General features: G+C 36.7%; 15 protein-coding genes, 1 pseudogene and 2 riboswitches. Of the genes and pseudogenes, 4 read left to right on the forward strand and 12 right to left on the reverse strand.

Translation table 11 applies throughout. The annotated features are described in order from the left end of the window. The first annotated feature begins 146 nt into the window (after window positions 1-146). A pseudogene (locus ACSKY2_RS07410) lies at window positions 147-1,888 on the forward strand (thiamine pyrophosphate-dependent enzyme). Window positions 1,889-2,031: 143 nt separating this feature from the next. Here the strand turns inward: ACSKY2_RS07410 and ACSKY2_RS07415 are convergent. After that, window positions 2,032-3,042 carry a restriction endonuclease gene (locus tag ACSKY2_RS07415; protein WP_491737215.1) on the reverse strand — a complete coding sequence of 337 codons (1,011 nt, stop codon included), beginning with the start codon at window positions 3,040-3,042 and terminating at the stop codon, window positions 2,032-2,034. A gap of 188 nt (window positions 3,043-3,230) precedes the next feature. Between ACSKY2_RS07415 and ACSKY2_RS07420 the strand changes: the two genes are divergently transcribed. Continuing rightward, window positions 3,231-4,160: a site-specific integrase gene (locus ACSKY2_RS07420; RefSeq protein WP_489877313.1), complete on the forward strand. Its 930-nt coding sequence runs from the start codon at window positions 3,231-3,233 to the stop codon at window positions 4,158-4,160. Between the two features lie 77 nt (window positions 4,161-4,237). On the opposite strand, the gene ACSKY2_RS07425 is transcribed toward ACSKY2_RS07420, so the two are convergent. Further along, on the reverse strand, window positions 4,238-4,855 hold the full coding sequence (locus ACSKY2_RS07425; protein ID WP_491737216.1) for a restriction endonuclease subunit S: 618 nt from the start codon (window positions 4,853-4,855) through the stop codon (window positions 4,238-4,240). Between ACSKY2_RS07425 and ACSKY2_RS07430 the strand changes: the two genes are divergently transcribed. Then, window positions 4,836-5,465, forward strand: a complete 630-nt coding sequence (locus ACSKY2_RS07430) for a restriction endonuclease subunit S (protein WP_489877315.1) — start codon at window positions 4,836-4,838, stop codon at window positions 5,463-5,465. The genes ACSKY2_RS07425 and ACSKY2_RS07430 overlap by 20 nt on opposite strands. An 18-nt stretch (window positions 5,466-5,483) precedes the next feature. On the opposite strand, the gene ACSKY2_RS07435 is transcribed toward ACSKY2_RS07430, so the two are convergent. From ACSKY2_RS07435 to ACSKY2_RS07475, 9 genes are all read right to left on the reverse strand, one after another. Further along, entirely contained in the window at window positions 5,484-6,701 is a 1,218-nt protein-coding gene (locus tag ACSKY2_RS07435) for a restriction endonuclease subunit S (RefSeq protein ID WP_489877316.1), read from the reverse strand. Further along, window positions 6,701-8,254: a type I restriction-modification system subunit M gene (locus ACSKY2_RS07440; protein ID WP_489877317.1), complete on the reverse strand. Its 1,554-nt coding sequence runs from the start codon at window positions 8,252-8,254 to the stop codon at window positions 6,701-6,703. The genes ACSKY2_RS07435 and ACSKY2_RS07440 overlap by 1 nt, the downstream gene beginning before the upstream one ends. 26 nt (window positions 8,255-8,280) lie before the next feature. Beyond that, window positions 8,281-11,142 carry a type I restriction endonuclease subunit R gene (locus tag ACSKY2_RS07445; protein ID WP_489877318.1) on the reverse strand — a complete coding sequence of 954 codons (2,862 nt, stop codon included), beginning with the start codon at window positions 11,140-11,142 and terminating at the stop codon, window positions 8,281-8,283. Between the two features lie 217 nt (window positions 11,143-11,359). Continuing rightward, window positions 11,360-12,586, reverse strand: coding sequence for a dicarboxylate/amino acid:cation symporter (locus tag ACSKY2_RS07450; protein WP_489877319.1), 1,227 nt, complete (start codon window positions 12,584-12,586; stop codon window positions 11,360-11,362). 4 nt (window positions 12,587-12,590) lie between these two features. Next, window positions 12,591-13,796 (reverse strand): hydantoinase/carbamoylase family amidase, encoded by a 1,206-nt coding sequence (locus tag ACSKY2_RS07455; protein ID WP_489877320.1) that lies wholly within the window; start codon window positions 13,794-13,796, stop codon window positions 12,591-12,593. A 2-nt stretch (window positions 13,797-13,798) separates the two neighbouring features. Then, a complete protein-coding gene (locus ACSKY2_RS07460) occupies window positions 13,799-14,569 on the reverse strand; it encodes a thiazole synthase (protein WP_489877321.1) in 771 nt (256 codons plus the stop codon). Window positions 14,570-14,582: 13 nt separating this feature from the next. After that, window positions 14,583-15,233: a sulfur carrier protein ThiS adenylyltransferase ThiF gene (gene thiF / locus ACSKY2_RS07465; protein WP_489877322.1), complete on the reverse strand. Its 651-nt coding sequence runs from the start codon at window positions 15,231-15,233 to the stop codon at window positions 14,583-14,585. Window positions 15,234-15,250: 17 nt separating this feature from the next. After that, entirely contained in the window at window positions 15,251-15,448 is a 198-nt protein-coding gene (gene thiS / locus ACSKY2_RS07470; RefSeq protein WP_489840429.1) for a sulfur carrier protein ThiS, read from the reverse strand. Window positions 15,449-15,490: 42 nt separating this feature from the next. Beyond that, a riboswitch (TPP riboswitch) is annotated at window positions 15,491-15,580 on the reverse strand. Window positions 15,581-15,675: 95 nt separating this feature from the next. Beyond that, window positions 15,676-15,765, reverse strand: a riboswitch (TPP riboswitch). Between the two features lie 156 nt (window positions 15,766-15,921). After that, on the reverse strand, window positions 15,922-16,761 hold the full coding sequence (locus ACSKY2_RS07475; protein WP_489877323.1) for a DUF368 domain-containing protein: 840 nt from the start codon (window positions 16,759-16,761) through the stop codon (window positions 15,922-15,924). Window positions 16,762-16,967: 206 nt separating this feature from the next. Here ACSKY2_RS07475 and ACSKY2_RS07480 point away from each other — a divergent pair, with 206 nt between their 5' ends. After that, complete coding sequence (locus ACSKY2_RS07480; RefSeq protein WP_489877324.1) at window positions 16,968-17,492, forward strand: GNAT family N-acetyltransferase; 525 nt, start codon at window positions 16,968-16,970, stop codon at window positions 17,490-17,492. 135 nt (window positions 17,493-17,627) lie between these two features. Here the strand turns inward: ACSKY2_RS07480 and ACSKY2_RS07485 are convergent, their stop codons facing one another. After that, the gene (locus tag ACSKY2_RS07485) at window positions 17,628-18,986 is read right to left on the reverse strand and encodes an amino acid permease (protein ID WP_489877325.1); all 1,359 of its coding nucleotides are present in this window, start codon (window positions 18,984-18,986) and stop codon (window positions 17,628-17,630) included. Between the last annotated feature and the right edge of the window lie 248 nt (window positions 18,987-19,234).

Consider the following 19,234-nt stretch of genomic DNA (forward strand, 5'->3'; position numbering starts at 1 on the left):
TACTTAATACTTTTTCAAACAAAATGATTAACTTACTAAATGTAAGTTATATACTAGAAATTGTTCGTTAATCGAACACAACTAGAAAAATAACGCTAAGAACGATTTTATATTGCTCTTTCAGATTTGAAAGGAAGTATGTATTCATGCCAAAGATGATAGCAGGACAAGCATTAGCAAAAGTATTAGAGCAGTGGGACGTTGATCACGTTTATGGTATTACTGCTGATTCAGTAAATAATCTGGTTGATGGTCTATACCAAGAACGAGATAACATTAAGTATATTCAAGTTCGTCATGAAGAAATTGGAGCTTTGGCAGCATCTGCAGATGCAAAGTTAACAGGTACAATTGGGGTTGCTTTTGGATCAGCTGGTCCTGGTTCAGTACATCTATTAAATGGTTTGTATGATGCAAAGATGGACCACGCGCCCGTATTAGCATTAGTTGGTCAATCGGCTACTGGTGTCATGAATACGAACTTCTTCCAAGAAATGAATCAAGATCCAATCTTTGCGGACGTTGCAACTTTCCATAAGCAAGTCGTTAGTGCAGAGCAAATTCCAAAAGTTGTTGATGAAGCCATTCGTTCAGCATATGCAACCCGTTCAGTTTCAGTCGTCATCTTACCTGATGATCTATCAGGACAGGAAATTGACTACACTGATATGCAAACAAAGCCTTTGAAACAAAACCAATTGGATTTGGCGATTTCAGATATTGATGTTACAGCTGTTACTGAAGCCATTAAATCGGCGAAACGCCCAATTATGTGGCTAGGAAAAGGGACTCGCGGTGCGCGTGAAGAAGCCGTTGCAGTTGCTGAAAAATTTAGTATGCCGGTTTTGTCAACTGCGCCAGCAACCGATGTCTTCCCAACTGATCATCCTTATTACATGGGGGCTCGTGGTCGACTTGGCACTAAGTCAGCCTTTGAAGTCAGTCAAGCAAGTGATTTGATTCTATTCGTCGGTACCAACTATCCATTTGCTCGTTTCTTACCACAAGACAAAACATTTATTCAGGTTAACAATAATCTGGCTGATTTAGGTAAACAATTTGATGCAAATATCACCGTTTTAGCTGATGCGCACCGTTTCTTGGCCGAATTAGCAGATACCGATTATCAAGCTGAAACTACGCCATTCTTAGCAGCTGCTAAAAAGGATCGTGCGCTATGGTTAACTTGGTTAGATAAGTTAGCACAAGATGACAAAAACGGGTTGCGTGCCGAAGGTGTCCTAAAGGCCATTGCGGATCACGCCACTGATGATGCCATATTCGGTCTAGATGTTGGTAATAACACAGAATGGTCTATCCGCCAGTTGCCATTCAATAAGCAACAAAAGTTCACCATGTCTGCTTGGTACGGTACCATGGGATTCAGTCTACCTGCCGGACTAGCTGGTAAACTAAACTTCCCAGACAAACAAGTGTGGTCAGTATCAGGGGATGGTGGTTATGCTATGGTCATGCCTGATTTATTAACTGAAGTTAAATATGATTTGCCGGTTATTAATGTTGTTTTGGAAAACCGCGCCTTTGGCTACATTGCGCATGAAAAAATTCAAGCCAACCAAGCACCTTATGGTATTGACCTACTTGGCGCTAATTGGGTGAGATGGCTAACAACATGGGCGCCATTGGTTTTACAGTTACAAACTTACAAGAACTACATGATGCTATGGACAAAATTAGTGATTTACAAGCAAAAGGTAATACAAAACCAATCTTACTTGATGCCAAGATTCAAAACATTGATCCAATTGATACCAGCTTTATGCCACTAGAAATTAGCCAATTTGGTAATGAGATGGTCCAAAATTATCGCGAAATTTATGACATTTCAGCTGAAGATATGCCAGCATTTAGTGAAATTTTGAAATAATTTTCTTATTTATTACCACATAAATAAAGATAAAAAATAAGTCACGCCGTAATTGTTAGACATCGATGTCTAATAATTACGGCGTGACTTTTTGTGTACGTCTACGTCTGTATGGTACAGTTTAGGACTTTATTAGTCAATAATTAATCTTCTGCGAATAAATCATCGTCAATAACCACAATCGTCTTTTCACGGACACCCATTTGATTTTCATACAATAAATCTATTAACTCATCACCATTAATGAGTGTAATTAAATTAGCTCCTTGACGAGACCGATCAATGGCATCTTTTGTATAAACTGACGTTGTGACAAAAATACCACGGTCGGCATTATGTCCACTAATACTACCCGCAAAATTACTAATATCTGGTCCAGTTACCTGACCCTTATTAAACCGCTTCGTTTGTAAAACAACTTTATACGTTAATAATTCTGGCGTTCTTAAATAACCAATACCATCAATCCCACTATCACCTGATTTCGGCGTTTGTTCCATTTTAATACCTATTTTACGCATCAAACTAACGATTAATTCTTCGAATTTATAAGGATTCATTCGTTGTAGTTTATCCAACAACTTTTCACGCCATATTTCACCTTCGTCAATATCCGTAACGTAATCTTCACTCGTTATATCATTTGTTATCTCAGTAATTTCTGTTTCTTTGGTTGAAAGTTCTTTTTTCTTCTTCTTTTTCGCCTTCGCTGCTTCCCAAACCGGAATAGATTTTGAATAAACATCATCCCAAATATCAAATGTCTCTAAATTGATTTGACGTCCTTTTTCAGTCAATTCCCAAACACCACGACTAGGGGAATCTAACAAACCGGCACGTTTTAAATTAGACATCGCAAATTGTTGATGAAGATTCAGCACATTATATCCTGAATTTCCAGTTTCGTCTCGATCTGCTTGCGTGTAATATTCATATTCACTCGCACGATCTTTCACTAATTTTGCCTTTGTTGGTCCACCAAATTCTTTTAGCGCTTGGATAATTGCCACGACTGAAATCTTTTCAATTTGTGATGAATTGCTATTAAATTGCGATAACCAAGAACCTGGCATATCAACAAGTTCAGACTTTATATATCTATCCATGCCAAATTTATGTGTCCAAAACCGCTCATTTTTATCGTCATTTGTCATCATACTACTCCATTAATTTAACTACTTATTTCCCATTATTTACGTATTTAAATACCCTAAAATATCATTAACCTATAAAATAATTATACTCGTGATAATCTATTTATTTGCTTTTTTATTTGAACTTTCTAATCATAACAATACCTTACAAATGATATCGTAAGGAAAAATTTTTAGGAGGTGACATCATGTCACAAAGCAACACAATGGTTTTTCACGAGTACTATGCACAGTGGATGAAGCTTTATAAAGAGGGAGCAGTGCGCCCGGTTACCTATGCAAAATATAAACAAACGTATAAGCATCTACGCCAATTGATTCCTAAGTTACGTTTATGTGATTTAAATAGACAAAATTATCAAGATTTGCTCAATCGTTATGCTGAAACACATGAAAAACAGACTGTCTTAGATTTTCATCATCAAGTGAAATCTGGCATTTTAGATGCTTTAGAGGAGGGACTTTTGACAGTTGACCCGACTCGTAAGATCGTTATCAAAGGTACCATTACACAACACCATAAAGTAAAATATTTAAATCAGCAGCAACTCACGAAATTATTGGCACAACTTGAGCTGGGAGACACACTATCTTTGGATTATTTTTTCTTACTTATCGCTAAAACTGGATTACGTTTTAGTGAAGCCCTAGGTATCACACCTGAAGATTTTGACTTATCTCGACTAACGTTATCGATAAATAAAACTTGGAACTACAAATCACGAAAAGGAGGGTTCACACCAACTAAAAATACAGCATCAGTGCGTAAAGTGCCCATTGATTGGCAAGTGGCTATGCAGTTTGCACAACTCATTAAAGACTTACCTAAAAATCAACCGATCTTTGTGGTACCAGGTAAAAAATTTTATAACGAAACGGCCAATGATCGACTAGAACGCTATTGTAAAAAGGCGGGCATCCCAGAAATTAGTGTCCATGGCTTACGTCATACACATGCTTCATTATTGCTTTACGCTGGTGTCTCAATTGGCTCTGTTGCCCAGCGTCTTGGCCACTCCAATATGAACACAACCCAACGAACTTACCTCCATGTCATTCAAGAATTAGAAAACTCCGACACTGATAAAATTATGCGCTACCTAACCACATTAATGTAAATTCAATACATTTATATTTAGAGGGACCATGTAATTTTTCTAACTTACATGGTCTTTTACGCCATCATAACGCTGATTTACAATAAATTTACCGCGTAAAGGTAGTCATTTACTGTTAATGATTCATTGGGTGGTGGGCGTTGGTTGACAGCTATTAGCACATCAAGTTGCTTAAAAAATAAACTTATATTTTTTTGCTCCCTCAGCACTGGTGAATTTACAAATATATTTTTTAACAATGAGTATTTTAAATTCCATGTGTCCGATGTCAGTCCTTGAGAATTTTTTTGGAATATATGTTTCATAAATGTTCTTTTGAAATTATATCCAAAAAAATTTGAATCAATATTGTCCTTAGGTATTAGCACTGTATAAGCAGGGCTTACAATGCCATTATATTCTGAAACTCCACTTGCCGATTGCCACATTCTCATTGAGTTATAAGCTATATCACCTTCTTTAACAACTTTATAATTTGATTTATCCGCACTAGAATTATCTTTTCTGCCTAAACTGTCTGCTAACACCACACCATTGTCGATGGTGACAGACAACATGGTCCCATTTCCAGATCGATCTGTTCGTTCTTTAAATATTTCTCCCAACCGACGCTTTTCCCAAGTATCAACGAATTGTTTAAAAATTAAAAATATATTTCCTTGGGAAAAGCGTCGGTTGGGAGAAATTGCAAACATTTACGATGGTACACATCAGACACCACAATATACAAAAAATGGTATTCCATTTGTTTCAGTAGAAAACATTAAATCTTTGGAAACAAATAAATATGTTTCAAAAGATGATTTTCTGAAAAACTTTAAAATAAAGCCTGAAAAATCGGATATTTTAATGACCAGAATTGGAGATATTGGAACTACTCATGTTGTTCCAGATAATCAGAAGCGTGCTTATTATGTATCCCTTGCACTTATTAAACTACATAATCAGAACTCTGATTTTATTGCCCAATATTTAGAGTCTAATAGTGGTCAATCAGAACTTTGGAAAAGAACTTTACATGTTGCATTTCCTAAAAAGATAAATAAAAATGAGATTGGAGAAGTACCTTTAAAAATTCCCATACTTCAAGAGCAAACAAAGATTGGGGCTGTGTTTAACAATATAGATCAGCTAATAACTGTCAACCATTTGATATCTACCATAATCATCTATAATTCACAGAACGATATTTACGCTGCAAAAAAGCCACTGGGACTAACCAGTGGCAAACACTTAAAGAATATTTTGAATAGTCTTCTATTAACTTTGCATAATATGATTTTAAATTTCCTAACAAAAATATAAATCATACTATTTGTATTTTTAAACAAACATCTGTTGTAGCAAGGCTTTTTTCTTTTTTTGTAATAAATCTACTTTACGCTGGTTGACAGTTATTAATGAATCTATACATTCTAAAATTCGTGCAATTTTTTTCTGCTCTAATTTCTCAGGGAGTGGTATCGGCATTTGTATAAAGTCTTTATCTTTAATTGCAAAACGATCTGCTCTTGCACCCGTATCACCATTTAGCTTCATAAAACGATGCCACTTTGTACTTTCAAAATATTTTTCTAAATAAAGTTCATCAATATTATATGTTCGAAAAATGTAATATAGCGGAGACATCACGCCAGAACGTCCTAATCTATTTCTCTTAATAGGGCCAACTGGTGCGTAATTCGAAATACGTGGATTGTAAACAAAATCACTATTATGAACTACATAATATGCATTCAAATTTTTTTCATTAGAAATACTTTTATCAAAATAATCTTGTTGACTGATAATTCCATACTCAGCAGAGTTGGTAAATGTTTCAGAAAATAAATTTTCTGAGTTTTTCTCAATTACCTTATTTGAAACATCACCTAACTGACGCTTTTCCCAAGCGTCAGTATATCCTTTAAATCTTAATTCAGGAATCGTAGAACCATTTTTCGGGAATAATTTTTGCAAATAAGCTGATTTTTTCTTTTTCAGCAAATCTACTTTACGCTGGTTGACAGTAATAAAATTATCAAATTTCTTAATAAAATTTCCTATCTTCTTTTGTTCATTTAATAATGTAGGAACTTTCAGTTGAAAATGTTCAAAAGTTCTTTTATTAATAATGGCAGTAGCAGTATGTCCAGCTAGTAATGCAAACCTTTCTATATTGTAATTCATTGATGACAAAATAAAATAAGGGTCATTATTATTTGGAACAATTGCATTTATTTGTTGATTAAAAGCTACTGGAACCGTGTTTATCGTGTTTTTCCCAATGGATGCAATACTTGTTATCATTACAGAATTTTGGGGGATCTTCCGTGCTTTTGCCCATCCTTTATCACTTAAATGTCGCTCAGAACTATCTTTTGTTAATCCATCGATATCAGATGGAGTTATCCAAACATGACTGTCATCATTTTTTGACCAATTAGCGAGATCTGACGTAGAAGGAGTATTTCCCGTATAAATTTCCCCTAGTTCTCCCAACCGACGCTTTTCCCAATCGTCCGTAAATCCCTTAAATCTTAACTTTGGTTGCATCCCCATTATTCTTCACCTGTTTCTACCAAATCTGCAGCCATTGCCTCAAATTCTGCTGTTAATTTAGCAATTTCAGCATCAACTTCGGCAATTTCTTGATTAACGGCATCTAAATCAATTGGTTCTTCTTCTTCAAAGGTGTCGACATAACGCGGTATATTCAAATTAAAGTCATTTTCAATAATTTCATCACGATTTGCCACGTGTGCGTATTTTTCAACATCGACACGATTACTGTACGTTTCTACGATTTTTGCTAATTGTTCATCAGTCAAATTATTCTGGTTTTTACCTTTTTCAAACTCTGATGACGCATCAATAAAGAAAATATCTTGATTCGTACGGTTCTTCTTAAATACCAACACAGTTGTTGGGATAGATGTACCAAAGAACAAATTAGCTGGCAAACCAATGACTGCATCCAACACATTATCTTGTTCAATCATATAACGACGGATAACGCCCTCAGCAGCCCCACGGAATAAAACACCGTGTGGCAAAACAACCGCCATCGTTCCTTCATTGTTCAGGTGCGCCAACATATGTTGTACAAAGGCAAAGTCAGCCTTAGATTTTGGCGCCGTTTTACCGTACTTACGGAAGCGCTCATCGTCTAATTTACCCTCCGTATTCCACTTAGCAGAATAGGGTGGGTTAGCAACGACAGCATCGAATTGTTCGCCAGCAAAATGATCATTTTCCAAGGTGTCACCTTGTTGCACACTAAATTGGTTATAACTAACACCATGCATTAATAGATTCATACGTCCCAAATTATATGTCGTACGGTTTAATTCTTGACCATAGTAGTTACCAACAGTCGTGTAATCACCAATACGAAGTAATAATGAGCCAGAACCCATCGTTGGGTCATAGACACTTTGTAATTTATCATGACCTTTCGCCACAATTTGGGCTAGTAACTTTGAAACTTGTTGTGGTGTATAGAATTCACCTGCTTTTTTACCTGCATTCGCAGCAAATTGACCAATTAAGTATTCATAGGCATCCCCAAGCACATCAATTTGCACTTCATCATGACCCATATTTAAGTCAGCTAAATTCAAAAGCACTTTTTGCATCAACGCACTTCGCTCAGCAACCGTATTACCCAAACGAGTTGAGTTCAAATCCATATCATCAAACAAGCCACGAAAATCTTCTTCAGAACTTTCACCAATTGTTGATGCTTGTACTGCATTGACGGCTGTTTGCAACTTTTCAACATCAAAACGACCAGCTTGCGCATCAGTCACTAATGTTTCGAATAAATATTCAGGCGCAATAAAGAACCCCATTGCATTCGTAATATCATTGACTAAATCTTCACGCACATCTTCATCAGCATAAGCTTCAGCGAAAGTTATCTCATCATTACTCAACAACCCTTTAACGTATTCAGAAATGCGATCAGATAAAAATCGATAAAAAATTAGTCCAAGAATATAATTCCTAAACTCGCTGGCATCCATATTACCGCGTAAATCATTCGCAATTGCCCATAACTTTCGTTGTAATTCTGCTTGTTGTGTTGCTTGCACTGTGTGTGTATCTGACATAATTTTCTCTTTCTTACATGTATAAATTAAACTAGCGTAAAGCGTTTAATCGTATCATCAATAAAAGTTTTGATACGTTTTTTAATATTAATTTTGGCCTTAAAGCCATAGCCAGCAGTACTCAAATTTTTATTCATTTCATTAACGTTGGCTTGTCCATAAAATTGGGTTTCAGTAATTTGCTTTTCAATGACATCGACAGGTAATTTGACATCTTCTGCAAAATCATTGATTGCCATGTCACGACGTCTAGCTAAGTAGGCATTCAACGAATCGCCAACATTATCACCGCTTTGCAGCGTAGGTACCATTTCATCCAAAAAGGCCGCAATTAAATCAGCTTTAGATTTTAGTTCATCTGTTGCCGCTTTATCTAACAAATGTCTAATTTTATTTACATCTGCTTGACGACTATCTTCATCATCTAAGTTAATAGCCTTAACTAAATTAACAATGTACTGGACATCAATACGGTCTGTTGATAATAAATCAATTTGGAAATCAATATCGTCTAAAATAGACGTTTTCTCTTTTGAATCAACTTGTACAAGTCGGTGATAAACTTCCTGATACTTACCTTGGAATGATTCTAATTCTTGTTTACTAAAATCCGGTACATTGTCCCATTTAAAGTCATCATAGACACGAATCTGATTATGCGTGCGCATGACATCACGAAAAGCCACCACAAATTGACGTAAGGCTTCATCACCTTGATTGTATAGATTATCAACATCTTGTGGGTGTGGTACCAGCTCGTGCAAAGCATCAATATTATCTGTAAATTCTGTTAGTAATTCATCATACTTTTTAACATAGAAGGCTGATTCATCACCTGCAGAAAATAACGTAATGGCGTCATCCGTTGCTGCTTTTAAATTACGATAATTAACAATCGAGCCAAATGGTTTGGTATCTTTTTCAACACGATTCGTTCGTGAGTATGCTTGAATCAAACCATGCCATTCTAATTTTTTATCATTATACAAAACTGATAAACGGGGTGAATCAAATCCGGTTAAAAACATCCCAACAACGATTAAAATATCAATATTACTTTCACGGTTTCGCACATCATGACTCTTCATACGTTTTGAAATGTCATTAAAATAGCCCTTAAAATCTTCGGTACTAAAGTTTGTTTGATACGTCTGATTATAGTCATCAATGACGCGATCTAACCCATGTCGTGACGTATCATTTTTATCACCTTGCCGGTCTTCATTTGTATCTTCATTTGCCGTCCAAGTAAATACGGTCGTCACTTTTAAATCACTGCCACTAGCCTGAATTTTTTGTTGGAATAAATCATAATATTGTAAGGCGATCGTTGTATTAGGTACCGCCAAAAGGGCATTATATGTCCGGCTCTTGGTCTTATTATCATGATTCCACATAATGTGCTCAACAATACCCTCTAATCGTTCTTCATCGTTGAACACCTCTTGTGTATCAATACCCGCAACTTGTTCGTCTGTAATGCCATCTTTACCTTTAACTGTACTCATTTGTTCAACATTAAATCCGAGTACATTATGGTCACGAATAGCATCTTTAATTAAGTAACGATGCAATTCTTCATCATACAAAGACTCTGTTGTTCGTTTATCAGGACCGATATTCTGACTAAAAATAGGGGTACCCGTAAAACCAAAGTGCTGCGAATTAGTAAACCACTGATTAACATTCTTGCGCATTTCACCAAACTGACTACGGTGTGCTTCATCTTCCATAAAAATGACCCGTTTATCATGATAACTAGTCAATAGATTTTTATATTTAGGATTTTTAACAGCACTGTTCATCTTTTGGATCGTTGTAACAATCAATGGATTATCATGCGACTGTAATTGTCTCACTAAATTACCAGTATCTGTCGTTGTATCCAATGCGTTTTCACCAGGAATTGATGACATATACGAATTAAAGTTTTTTGAAGTCTGAACATCCAGATCATTCCGATCAATCATAAAAATAACTTTTTCAGCATTCGTATCACGTGCTAATAGTTGGCTCGCTTTAAAGGATGTAATGGTTTTCCCTGAGCCAGTTGTATGCCACACAAAGCCGTTCTTATCAGGATGTTCTTGTGCTTGTTTCATAATCGCTTCAACTGCATAAATTTGATAGGGACGCATAATCATCATCAGTTCTTTCGCTGAGTCAAAAATCGTATATTTCGCAATCAAACTATGCAACCGTTCTTTCGTAAAGAATGACGCAGAAAAAGCATCAAGTTCGTTCAGCCAATTATTTTCTCGATCAGTCCAGTAGAACATGAAATTAGCATTTAAATCACCGTCACCATTGGCGAAATAACGTGTTTCACCACCATTAGAAATGACAAATAACTGTACTAGTCTAAATAATCCTTGCTGCATACTCTCGCTTTTATAGCGAATAACTTGATTAAATGCCTTCCTAAAATCAACATCACGCCGCTTTAACTCAATTTGTACAAGGGGTAAGCCATTAATCAACACTGTCACATCGTAACGATTCTCATGCGTCCCATTAATTGTCATTTGATGGGCAACTTCATAACGATTATTTTCAGCATGTAAACCATCAAAAATCGTTAAATAAACCACCTCATCATTATCACGTTGAATACTAATTTTCCCCATTGGATTAGCATCTGATCCTCGTAATTGGCGAGAAATTTTATAATGGCTTTTAGCCCCAATCAATTCATTTAACACACGTTTAAATTCCGAATCTGTTAATGGTTCATGATTTAAATTATTAATATTTTGTTCATTTAAAATTTGTCGAAAATGAGCTAATAAACGAGTTTCATCTGGTAGAACGACGGTTTTATACCCGAGGCCATTAAACCGACTCATCAGTTTATTTTCTAAATTCTGTTCTGACTCATAATCGTTCATAACTTTACCCCTTAAAAATGTATAAACTTCTAATGTTAATTCTACTATATTTTGATTATTAAAATCTTATTTATTTCCAAATTTCTACCTTGAAATGTATTAAATAATTTTTTTATTGCGACATTATCTAACAGGTAACACGACACATCATTAATACATAAAAAACGAATACATAAAAAACGTTTAGAAATTTATTCCAATTTCTAAACGCTAATAGTTAATTTTTTACTGGCAAGACGATTTGCTTTAATTCCTTTTCATCAGCTGCAATCATAATCGCAGTCGTTGTGTCACCAACAACATTAAGTACCGTACGGAAAATACCCGCAAACCAATCAATTCCTGCTAATAAAGCAATACTGTCTAATGGTAATCCAAGCGTTGGAACAATAATTGTTAGCGCCACTAAGCCGCCACCAGGCACTGCGACAGTTCCTAAGCACGCCACAATGGCTAACAGCACAATCTTTAACATCATCGCAAATGACAATGACAACCCATAAAACTGAGTCATTGTCACACATGCTAATGCTAAATACATGGCTAACCCATTACTATTTAACGCCATCCCCAATGGCAAAACTAATTCACTAATCTCTTTTTTAACACCCAAACGATGTTCAGCATCAGCTATTTCGATTGGTAATGAGGCAGCAGAAGATGTCGTTGTCATTGCGATCAATAGAATATTAGCAAAACCATGCATGACTGTCCGTAAAGACATCTGCGCACGTATCATAATCATGCCAAATAGGGCAGCTAAGAAAAGAATCGTGCCAATCGCAAATAAGGCTAAAAACTTGAATAAGGGTAGTAGAACTAATAACCCATTTTTAGCAATGGTTGCTGCAGTTAACGCACCAATACCAATGGGTGCCAATCGTAAAACGAATTGAATCAAATCAATCAATAATTGGTTCATTTGTTCTAGGCCACGAATGATATTTTGATACTGTTGATGAGCATTTGTATGGCTTAAAACAACACCAAAACAGAGTGCAAATATAATCACTTGAATCGTATTGCCTTTTGCTAACGCCGTAAAAATATTGGTTGGAAAAAAATCTAATATCATGGTTGACGTTGAAAGGGGCTGACTCGTTATCTTTTCAACGAGTCCTGGATGTAATTTCAAGTGAATGCCAACACCAGGCGTCAACCACCAACCCAATAAAAGTCCAACTAACGCAGCAACAAGGGTCGTACCTGCAAACCAGACAGCTGTTTTTAATCCGAGACGTCCTAATTGCTGCAATGGTAATTTACCGACTGCCACAATAACTGTACAAAAAACTAAAGGCATCACTGCCATTTGAATCAGTCTCAAAAAGATATCACCAATCATTTGAATCCCTGCAATTTTTGTGCCAAAAATAGCACCGAAAGTCACACCAATGATCATCCCAATAATAATTTGCGTTGTTAGATGAACTTTTACTCGCATTTTCTCACGCCCCATTTGCTTGTGTAGATAGACTAACAGCTAACAATGCAATACCATTTAATAAATCTGACATCTTTGTGTATTCAACCGGGGCATGACTAATACCTGCTTCACTTGGTACAAAAATCATCGTTGTTGGCACGACCGCACTCATTATTTGACTATCATGACCTGCACCCGAAAATAACTCTTGGAAGGGGAGCTTCATTTGAATAGCTATCTTAGCATTTCGTTGTCTTAATGCCTGTGATAAAAGGGTTGCAGGAACATGTAATGTCTGTTTTACCGTCACATGATCAAATTGTGCTATCATTGCTTTCATCGCTGTCACAAATGTGGCTAATAATTTGTCTGATTCATCCCGACAATCAATGGTAAACATGCAGGTTTCGGCAATGACATTACTCACATTAGGAGAGACATGCATTTCTCCAATGGTAAATGTTAGACTTTGTGATGATTGTCCGGCCAAATCATATAATTTTGTCATCAGATAACTTGCCGTTGCAACTGCATCTTGACGTTGTGCCATTGGTGTCGTACCAGCATGGTTTGCCTGACCATGCACCGTTACATCATAGCGATTTTGTGCAACAATGCCAGTCACTAAACCAATTGATTGGTGTGCCTGTGCCAGGCGCGGTCCTTGTTCAATATGTAGTTCCATAAAACTTGCTGGTAAAGACGCTCGCTGTCGACTCACACCAGACATTGCTTGTAATTGTTTGACTGCACTGCGTCTAGCTTGTTCAAATGTTATACCTGATTTATCAACTAATGATGTTACTTGCCGATGTCCTGTATAATAACTGGACCCAGTAAATGCTGCTGGAAAACGGCTACCTTCTTCTTCGCTAAAAGAAATTAAACGGAGCGGTTTTTTAGGTAAATAACCTTGTTGATAGACTTTTTGTATCGCACAAAATCCGCCCAGAATACCAAATAAACCATCATAACGACCACCTTGACGCACAGTGTCCATATGAGAACCCGTTGCAATCGGTGCAACTGTTTCTTGTCCCGGAAAATCTAGAGAAACATTGCCATAATCATCAACAGTGGCTTTTGCATGATATTTTTGACCAAGTAAAATTAAAGCACGTTGATTCTGCAACCACTGTTGATTATAAACGAGCCGATTTTGTCCAACTTCATCTGATGCATTGAACTGATCTAGCAAATCACCTAATTGTACAGTTTCATTCGACATAATTATTTACTAATACCCGTTATTGGTGAAGATGCCGCAGCTTTTTTATCCAAAACACGACCAAGATGTGCAAGATAGCCTTTTCGGCCTGCTTGAACAGCTAACTTAAAGGCTTCTGACATCAATGGTATATCACCAGCTGTTGCCATCGCTGTATTAGCCATTACTGCAGCGGCACCCATTTCCATAGCTTCAGCTGCTTGACTTGGACGACCAATACCGGCATCAACGATAATCGGTGCATCAATTTCGTTAATTAAAATTTGAATCAACGCTTTCGTTGCCAAGCCTTGATTCGTACCAATTGGCGCTCCTAATGGCATCACAGCTGCAGCACCTGCGGCCACTAACTTACGCGCAGCATTTAAATCAGGCAACATATATGGCATCACAATAAATCCTTCATCTGCCAAAACCTGCGTTGCTTTGATTGTTTCTTCATTATCAGGTAACAAGTAAGTTTTATCTGGTACAACTTCAAGCTTAATGAAATCACTACCACTTAATTCACGAGCAATACGTGCCATGCGGATAGCTTCTTCAGCATTCGTACAACCAGATGTGTTTGGTAAAATCGTGACATCTTCAGGAATATAATTCAAAATATTTTCTTCAGCTGCGTTCGTTCGGCGCAAAGCCATTGTAATAATTTGTGCGTCAGCATGATGAATTGCCGAATCAATTAATTCATATGAATATTTTCCTGATCCTAAAATGAAACGCGAAGAAAAATGGTGACCACCAATAATTAAATCATCATTACTTTCAACCATGATTATTTATCTCCTATTCTGCTAAAACGGGGCGCTTAGTTAATAACCGTAAGATGGCATTAGCCTCATGACCAGCACATACCATAACACGTGGTGCCATCAGTCCTTCAGCACCTTTACTATAACCATCTCCACAAATATAAACATTTGGTAACTGTTGTTTTGTTTTCATCTCATTAGTGACATGTAATCCTGCCATACCATTGCCCATAACAAGTGGCTTGTCAGGATAAAAGTTGGTTATACCATCCAATAACATCGCCTTGGCCATTGGGTTATCAAACGCCTCACAGACAATATCACAATCTGCAAATAATATTTCGATATTATCAGGCGTTATTTTGACCTGCTGGATATCAATATCAATAAATGGATTAAATTCTAATAAATTTTGCTTCAATGCCACAACTTTAGGTATCCCAATCTGACTAACTTTATATTGTTGCCGATTAAGATTACTCATTTCGATGGTATCAAAATCAATGATTGTTAAATGACCAACACCACTACGGGCAAGTGCAATTGCAATATTTGAACCTAAACCACCTGCACCAGCAATCGTAACTTGCGCATTTTGCAAAGGTTCCGTTGTACCAGCAACATTACGTGCTTTCATGCCCTCAAAGAAGTCGGCGACAGCTACGCCTTGAAATTTTGGTGTCATTTTATTTGTCCTCTTTTCTAACCACCACCAACAAAAGAAATTAGTTCAACATGATCATTTTCTGATAATCTTTGTGTCGCTAATTCTTCACGATGAATAATTTTGCCATTTAATTCCACGACAACATTTTGCATCATATCTGTTTTTTCTTGTAATAAATCGACTAGTGTCTTACCAGCCATATTTGCGATTTGTTCACCATTTAAAATAATCAAAAAAATACCCTCCTTTCTGATCACGAAAGAAGGGTATTTGTACACAGTCAAATATCGTACTTCCTTCGATCGTATTATCGACATCAGGTTCATGGGTATATTCTCAGCTTGACAGCACCCCAGACGATGGTTGTTTAGATTTTGTTTTTACCAATTGCTTTATGCAATCCTCGTAAAATATAAAAAGCAGCCTCTTTGTTTTCACAAAAAGACTGCCCATCAATTACTATGTTCGGACTGTATCTTCCTGCGCAGGTATTAACCAAATCAGGTTCAGTGGGTATATTCTCAGCTTGACAGCACCCCAGATACGTTAATTAACTTAACAAGATAACCATAGCACGTTTAATTATGAAACACAACTCATTATTGAAATCGCTTTCAATGATGAGCCGTTGCATGCATCATTTATCTTGTATCATACGACAAGTCACCACCTCAAATTTCACTACTATGAAATTCTAAACCACTATTTATGACCCCATCTCTGGCTTTACCATCTGCTCTAAACGACCCATCCACCAGCCCAATCCTGTGCCAAGAGCTAATAAGATAACTGCAAACATATAATGCCAAACAGTGAAACCAGTATAATCTATCGGGATAATCATCACTGTTGATGCCATCACAATACCAAAAATAATATGGAACAACTTGGCATAAGCAACTTTAAAAACATACGCCATGACTTTTGCAAATACTAAAACAATCACAATCAATCCTAAGAGAAGGGGGACCAATACCGTTAAATCACCGTTTTTAATACCATCACTCATTCCTTTGTATAGTCCTAAATAAATTAAAAAATTAGATGGACTCAATCCTGGTACAAGTAATCCTAATCCAATCAATGCACCAGCTAAAAACCAAGCGCCCATGCTGGGCTCAATGGTTGAAAATAATGGTCGGCCAAACCATAAGAATATTAACATCAAAATACACGCCATTATGGACAATGCGATATCCCATTGTGATCGTCCCATTTTTCCCGCTTCGTACCATAATGCTGGCACCGTTCCTAAAATAGCACCAATAAAGAACCAACGTGCAACACTTTCAATTTCTCCTAACATAAAGCTAATCAAAAATGATAGTAAAAAAATACCCAGCACTGCACCAATTCCAACTGGTAAGAAAAACCGGACATTTGCTTTAAAGTTTTTCAATGGATTTGCCATAAATAAAATTAAGCGTTCATATAATCCAAAGACGGCGGCAAGAGCACCACCACTAATGCCTGGTAAAATAAATCCTGATCCAATTAATGCACCTTTAACAGCACGGAAGATAATATCTCCTGGTCGTTTTTGCATTGATTATTTCCTCATTTCATGTCGTTTATCACTATATTCGTGTTCATGGCGATATAAATGGCCATTAATTATTATTATATCTAATCATTCCTTATAATAAGTTAAAAAATCACCGTTTTATTAGCTTATTTTTTTATAAACCAATTTTTTTAATTATTTGCTATAATGAAGTACAAAATTTCAATTATATCGGGAGGCGCATATCCATGTCATTAACTTATACGCGACAAGCAAAATTAACGGATGTTGATGCTATTTATCGTATTATTCAACAGGCAGTAGCCTATCTCGGCAGTCAAAATTCACCCCAATGGCAAGGATCAGCAGAGCCCCAACGAGAAGAATTTGTGCAAGATATTCAGAATGGCCTTGTCTATGTGCTCATCCATCATCATCAGGTGGCTGGTGTTGGTAAATTAGTGCCCGGACCTGAGCAAGCTTATGAGGACATTGATGGTTCATGGTTAGGTCATGAGTCACAATATCTCTGTCTACATCGCATTGCCATCGATGCAGATGTTCGTGGTCAAGGTCTCGCACATCATTTAATTCATGATCTAGTGATATTGTCATTAGAGCATGGCTATCGTGATATTCGGATTGATACCCATGAAATTAATCAGGGGATGCAAAAGACGGTTAAAAAAGCTGGTTTTCAATATCGTGGTCACGTGCTTATGCCTGTCCCAAATGGTGAACGACTTGCTTTTCAGCTACTATTAGAAGATTAGTCATCGTTATTAATAAAAACATCGGTCGTTTTGAACAGCTGAAAAGGACGGCAATCTATCAATTTGATTGGTAGATTGCCGTCCTTAAATGTCTTCCAAAAGACTGAAGCCTTTTATCTCACGCTTATTTTTCATTTATTCCTGACGCCGACGTTTTGACCACAAACTATAACCACCCAGTAACAAGATAAAGAATAGAATGGTTAGAAAGACTGATAATCTGGTTTCAACGTTAATTGCTAAAATAATTAACACAATGATAAAGAAAATAATCGTTAAATAACTTGTCGCCGGAAATAGTGGCATTTTATAGGGATTATTAATCGCTGCTTGTGTTTGCCTATATTTAATATGTGCAACCATAATCAGTAACCAAACAAAAATGAAACTCATTGTGGCAACACTGGTAATCATCGCAAATATTTTTGAAGGGAAGAAATAGTTTAATAAGACAACCACTAAGAACACAATCGATGATGCCAACATACCTGTAACAGGCACCATATTCTTTGACACTTTTGCTAGTGAATGAGGTGCTTGGCGATTTTTTGCTAGCACGTATAATGTACGTGACGTTGAAAAAATCGCTGAGTTCGCCGCTGATAAAGCAGCTGTTAAGACAACAAAGTTAACTAGCGTTGCTGCAAACTTAATCCCCATACCCGAAAACACCTGTACAAAAGGGGACTGTGATGTATCAATTTGATTCCAAGGATAAACTGACATAATAATCGCAATGGCCCCGACGTAGAATAAACCAATTCTCACGGGCACTGAATTAATTGCTTTTGGTAAATCACGTTCAGGATTTTCTGTTTCACCAGCAGTTAAACCAACCATTTCAATTCCTGTAAAAGCAAAGATCACCATTGGAAATGCCATGATAAAGCCCTTAAATCCTGTTGCAAAGAAACCACCATGTGACACTAAATTACTAAAACTAGCTGTATTGCCACCTGTATGGAATCCTGAAAGAATTAGACCAATGCCGACAACGATCAATGCCAAAATCGCAAATACTTTAATTGAAGCAAACCATGATTCTAATTCACCAAACCACCGAACGTTAATCAAATTAAATGTTACTAATACAATAATAACGATTAATGGCGTAATCCACTGTGGTAATGATGGGAACCAATACCGCAAATAAATACCACTAGCTGTTAAATCAGCCATGGCTAAACTTGCCCAACTTAACCAATATGCCCAACCAATAGCAAATTCCCATTTATCACCCAAATAAATTCGCACAAAATCAATGAATGAACGAACTTTTGTATTCGAAAGTAATAGTTCACCGACCGCACGCATCATTAAATAGGCAAATAAACCAGTGATGGCATACGCTAAAATTAGCGCTGGACCTGCTGCTTTAATTGCCGAACCTGATCCTAAAAATAGACCCGTTCCAATCGCACCACCAATGGCAATCATTTGTACATGACGTGCCTTGAGACCACGTGATAACTCACGTTCAGACTGATTATTCATAAATATACCTCACTGCATGAGGATAAAAAAATATCCCCATGCCAAATTAAATTTGACATAGGGACGTTTGATAACGCGGTTCCACCCTAATTCTTAGTCACTGACTAAGCCACTTAATTACAGGTAATTTTCGTCTTTCCAAAAGCGCCACTATTAGCTGATGATAATTTGTTTTCACCAAATACAAATTCTCTAGATATCATCAATAACCAACAGTCTCTTTTTTCACCAAGACATCAATTAGTATG

This window comes from Weissella sp. ESL1156, from assembly GCF_058505625.1.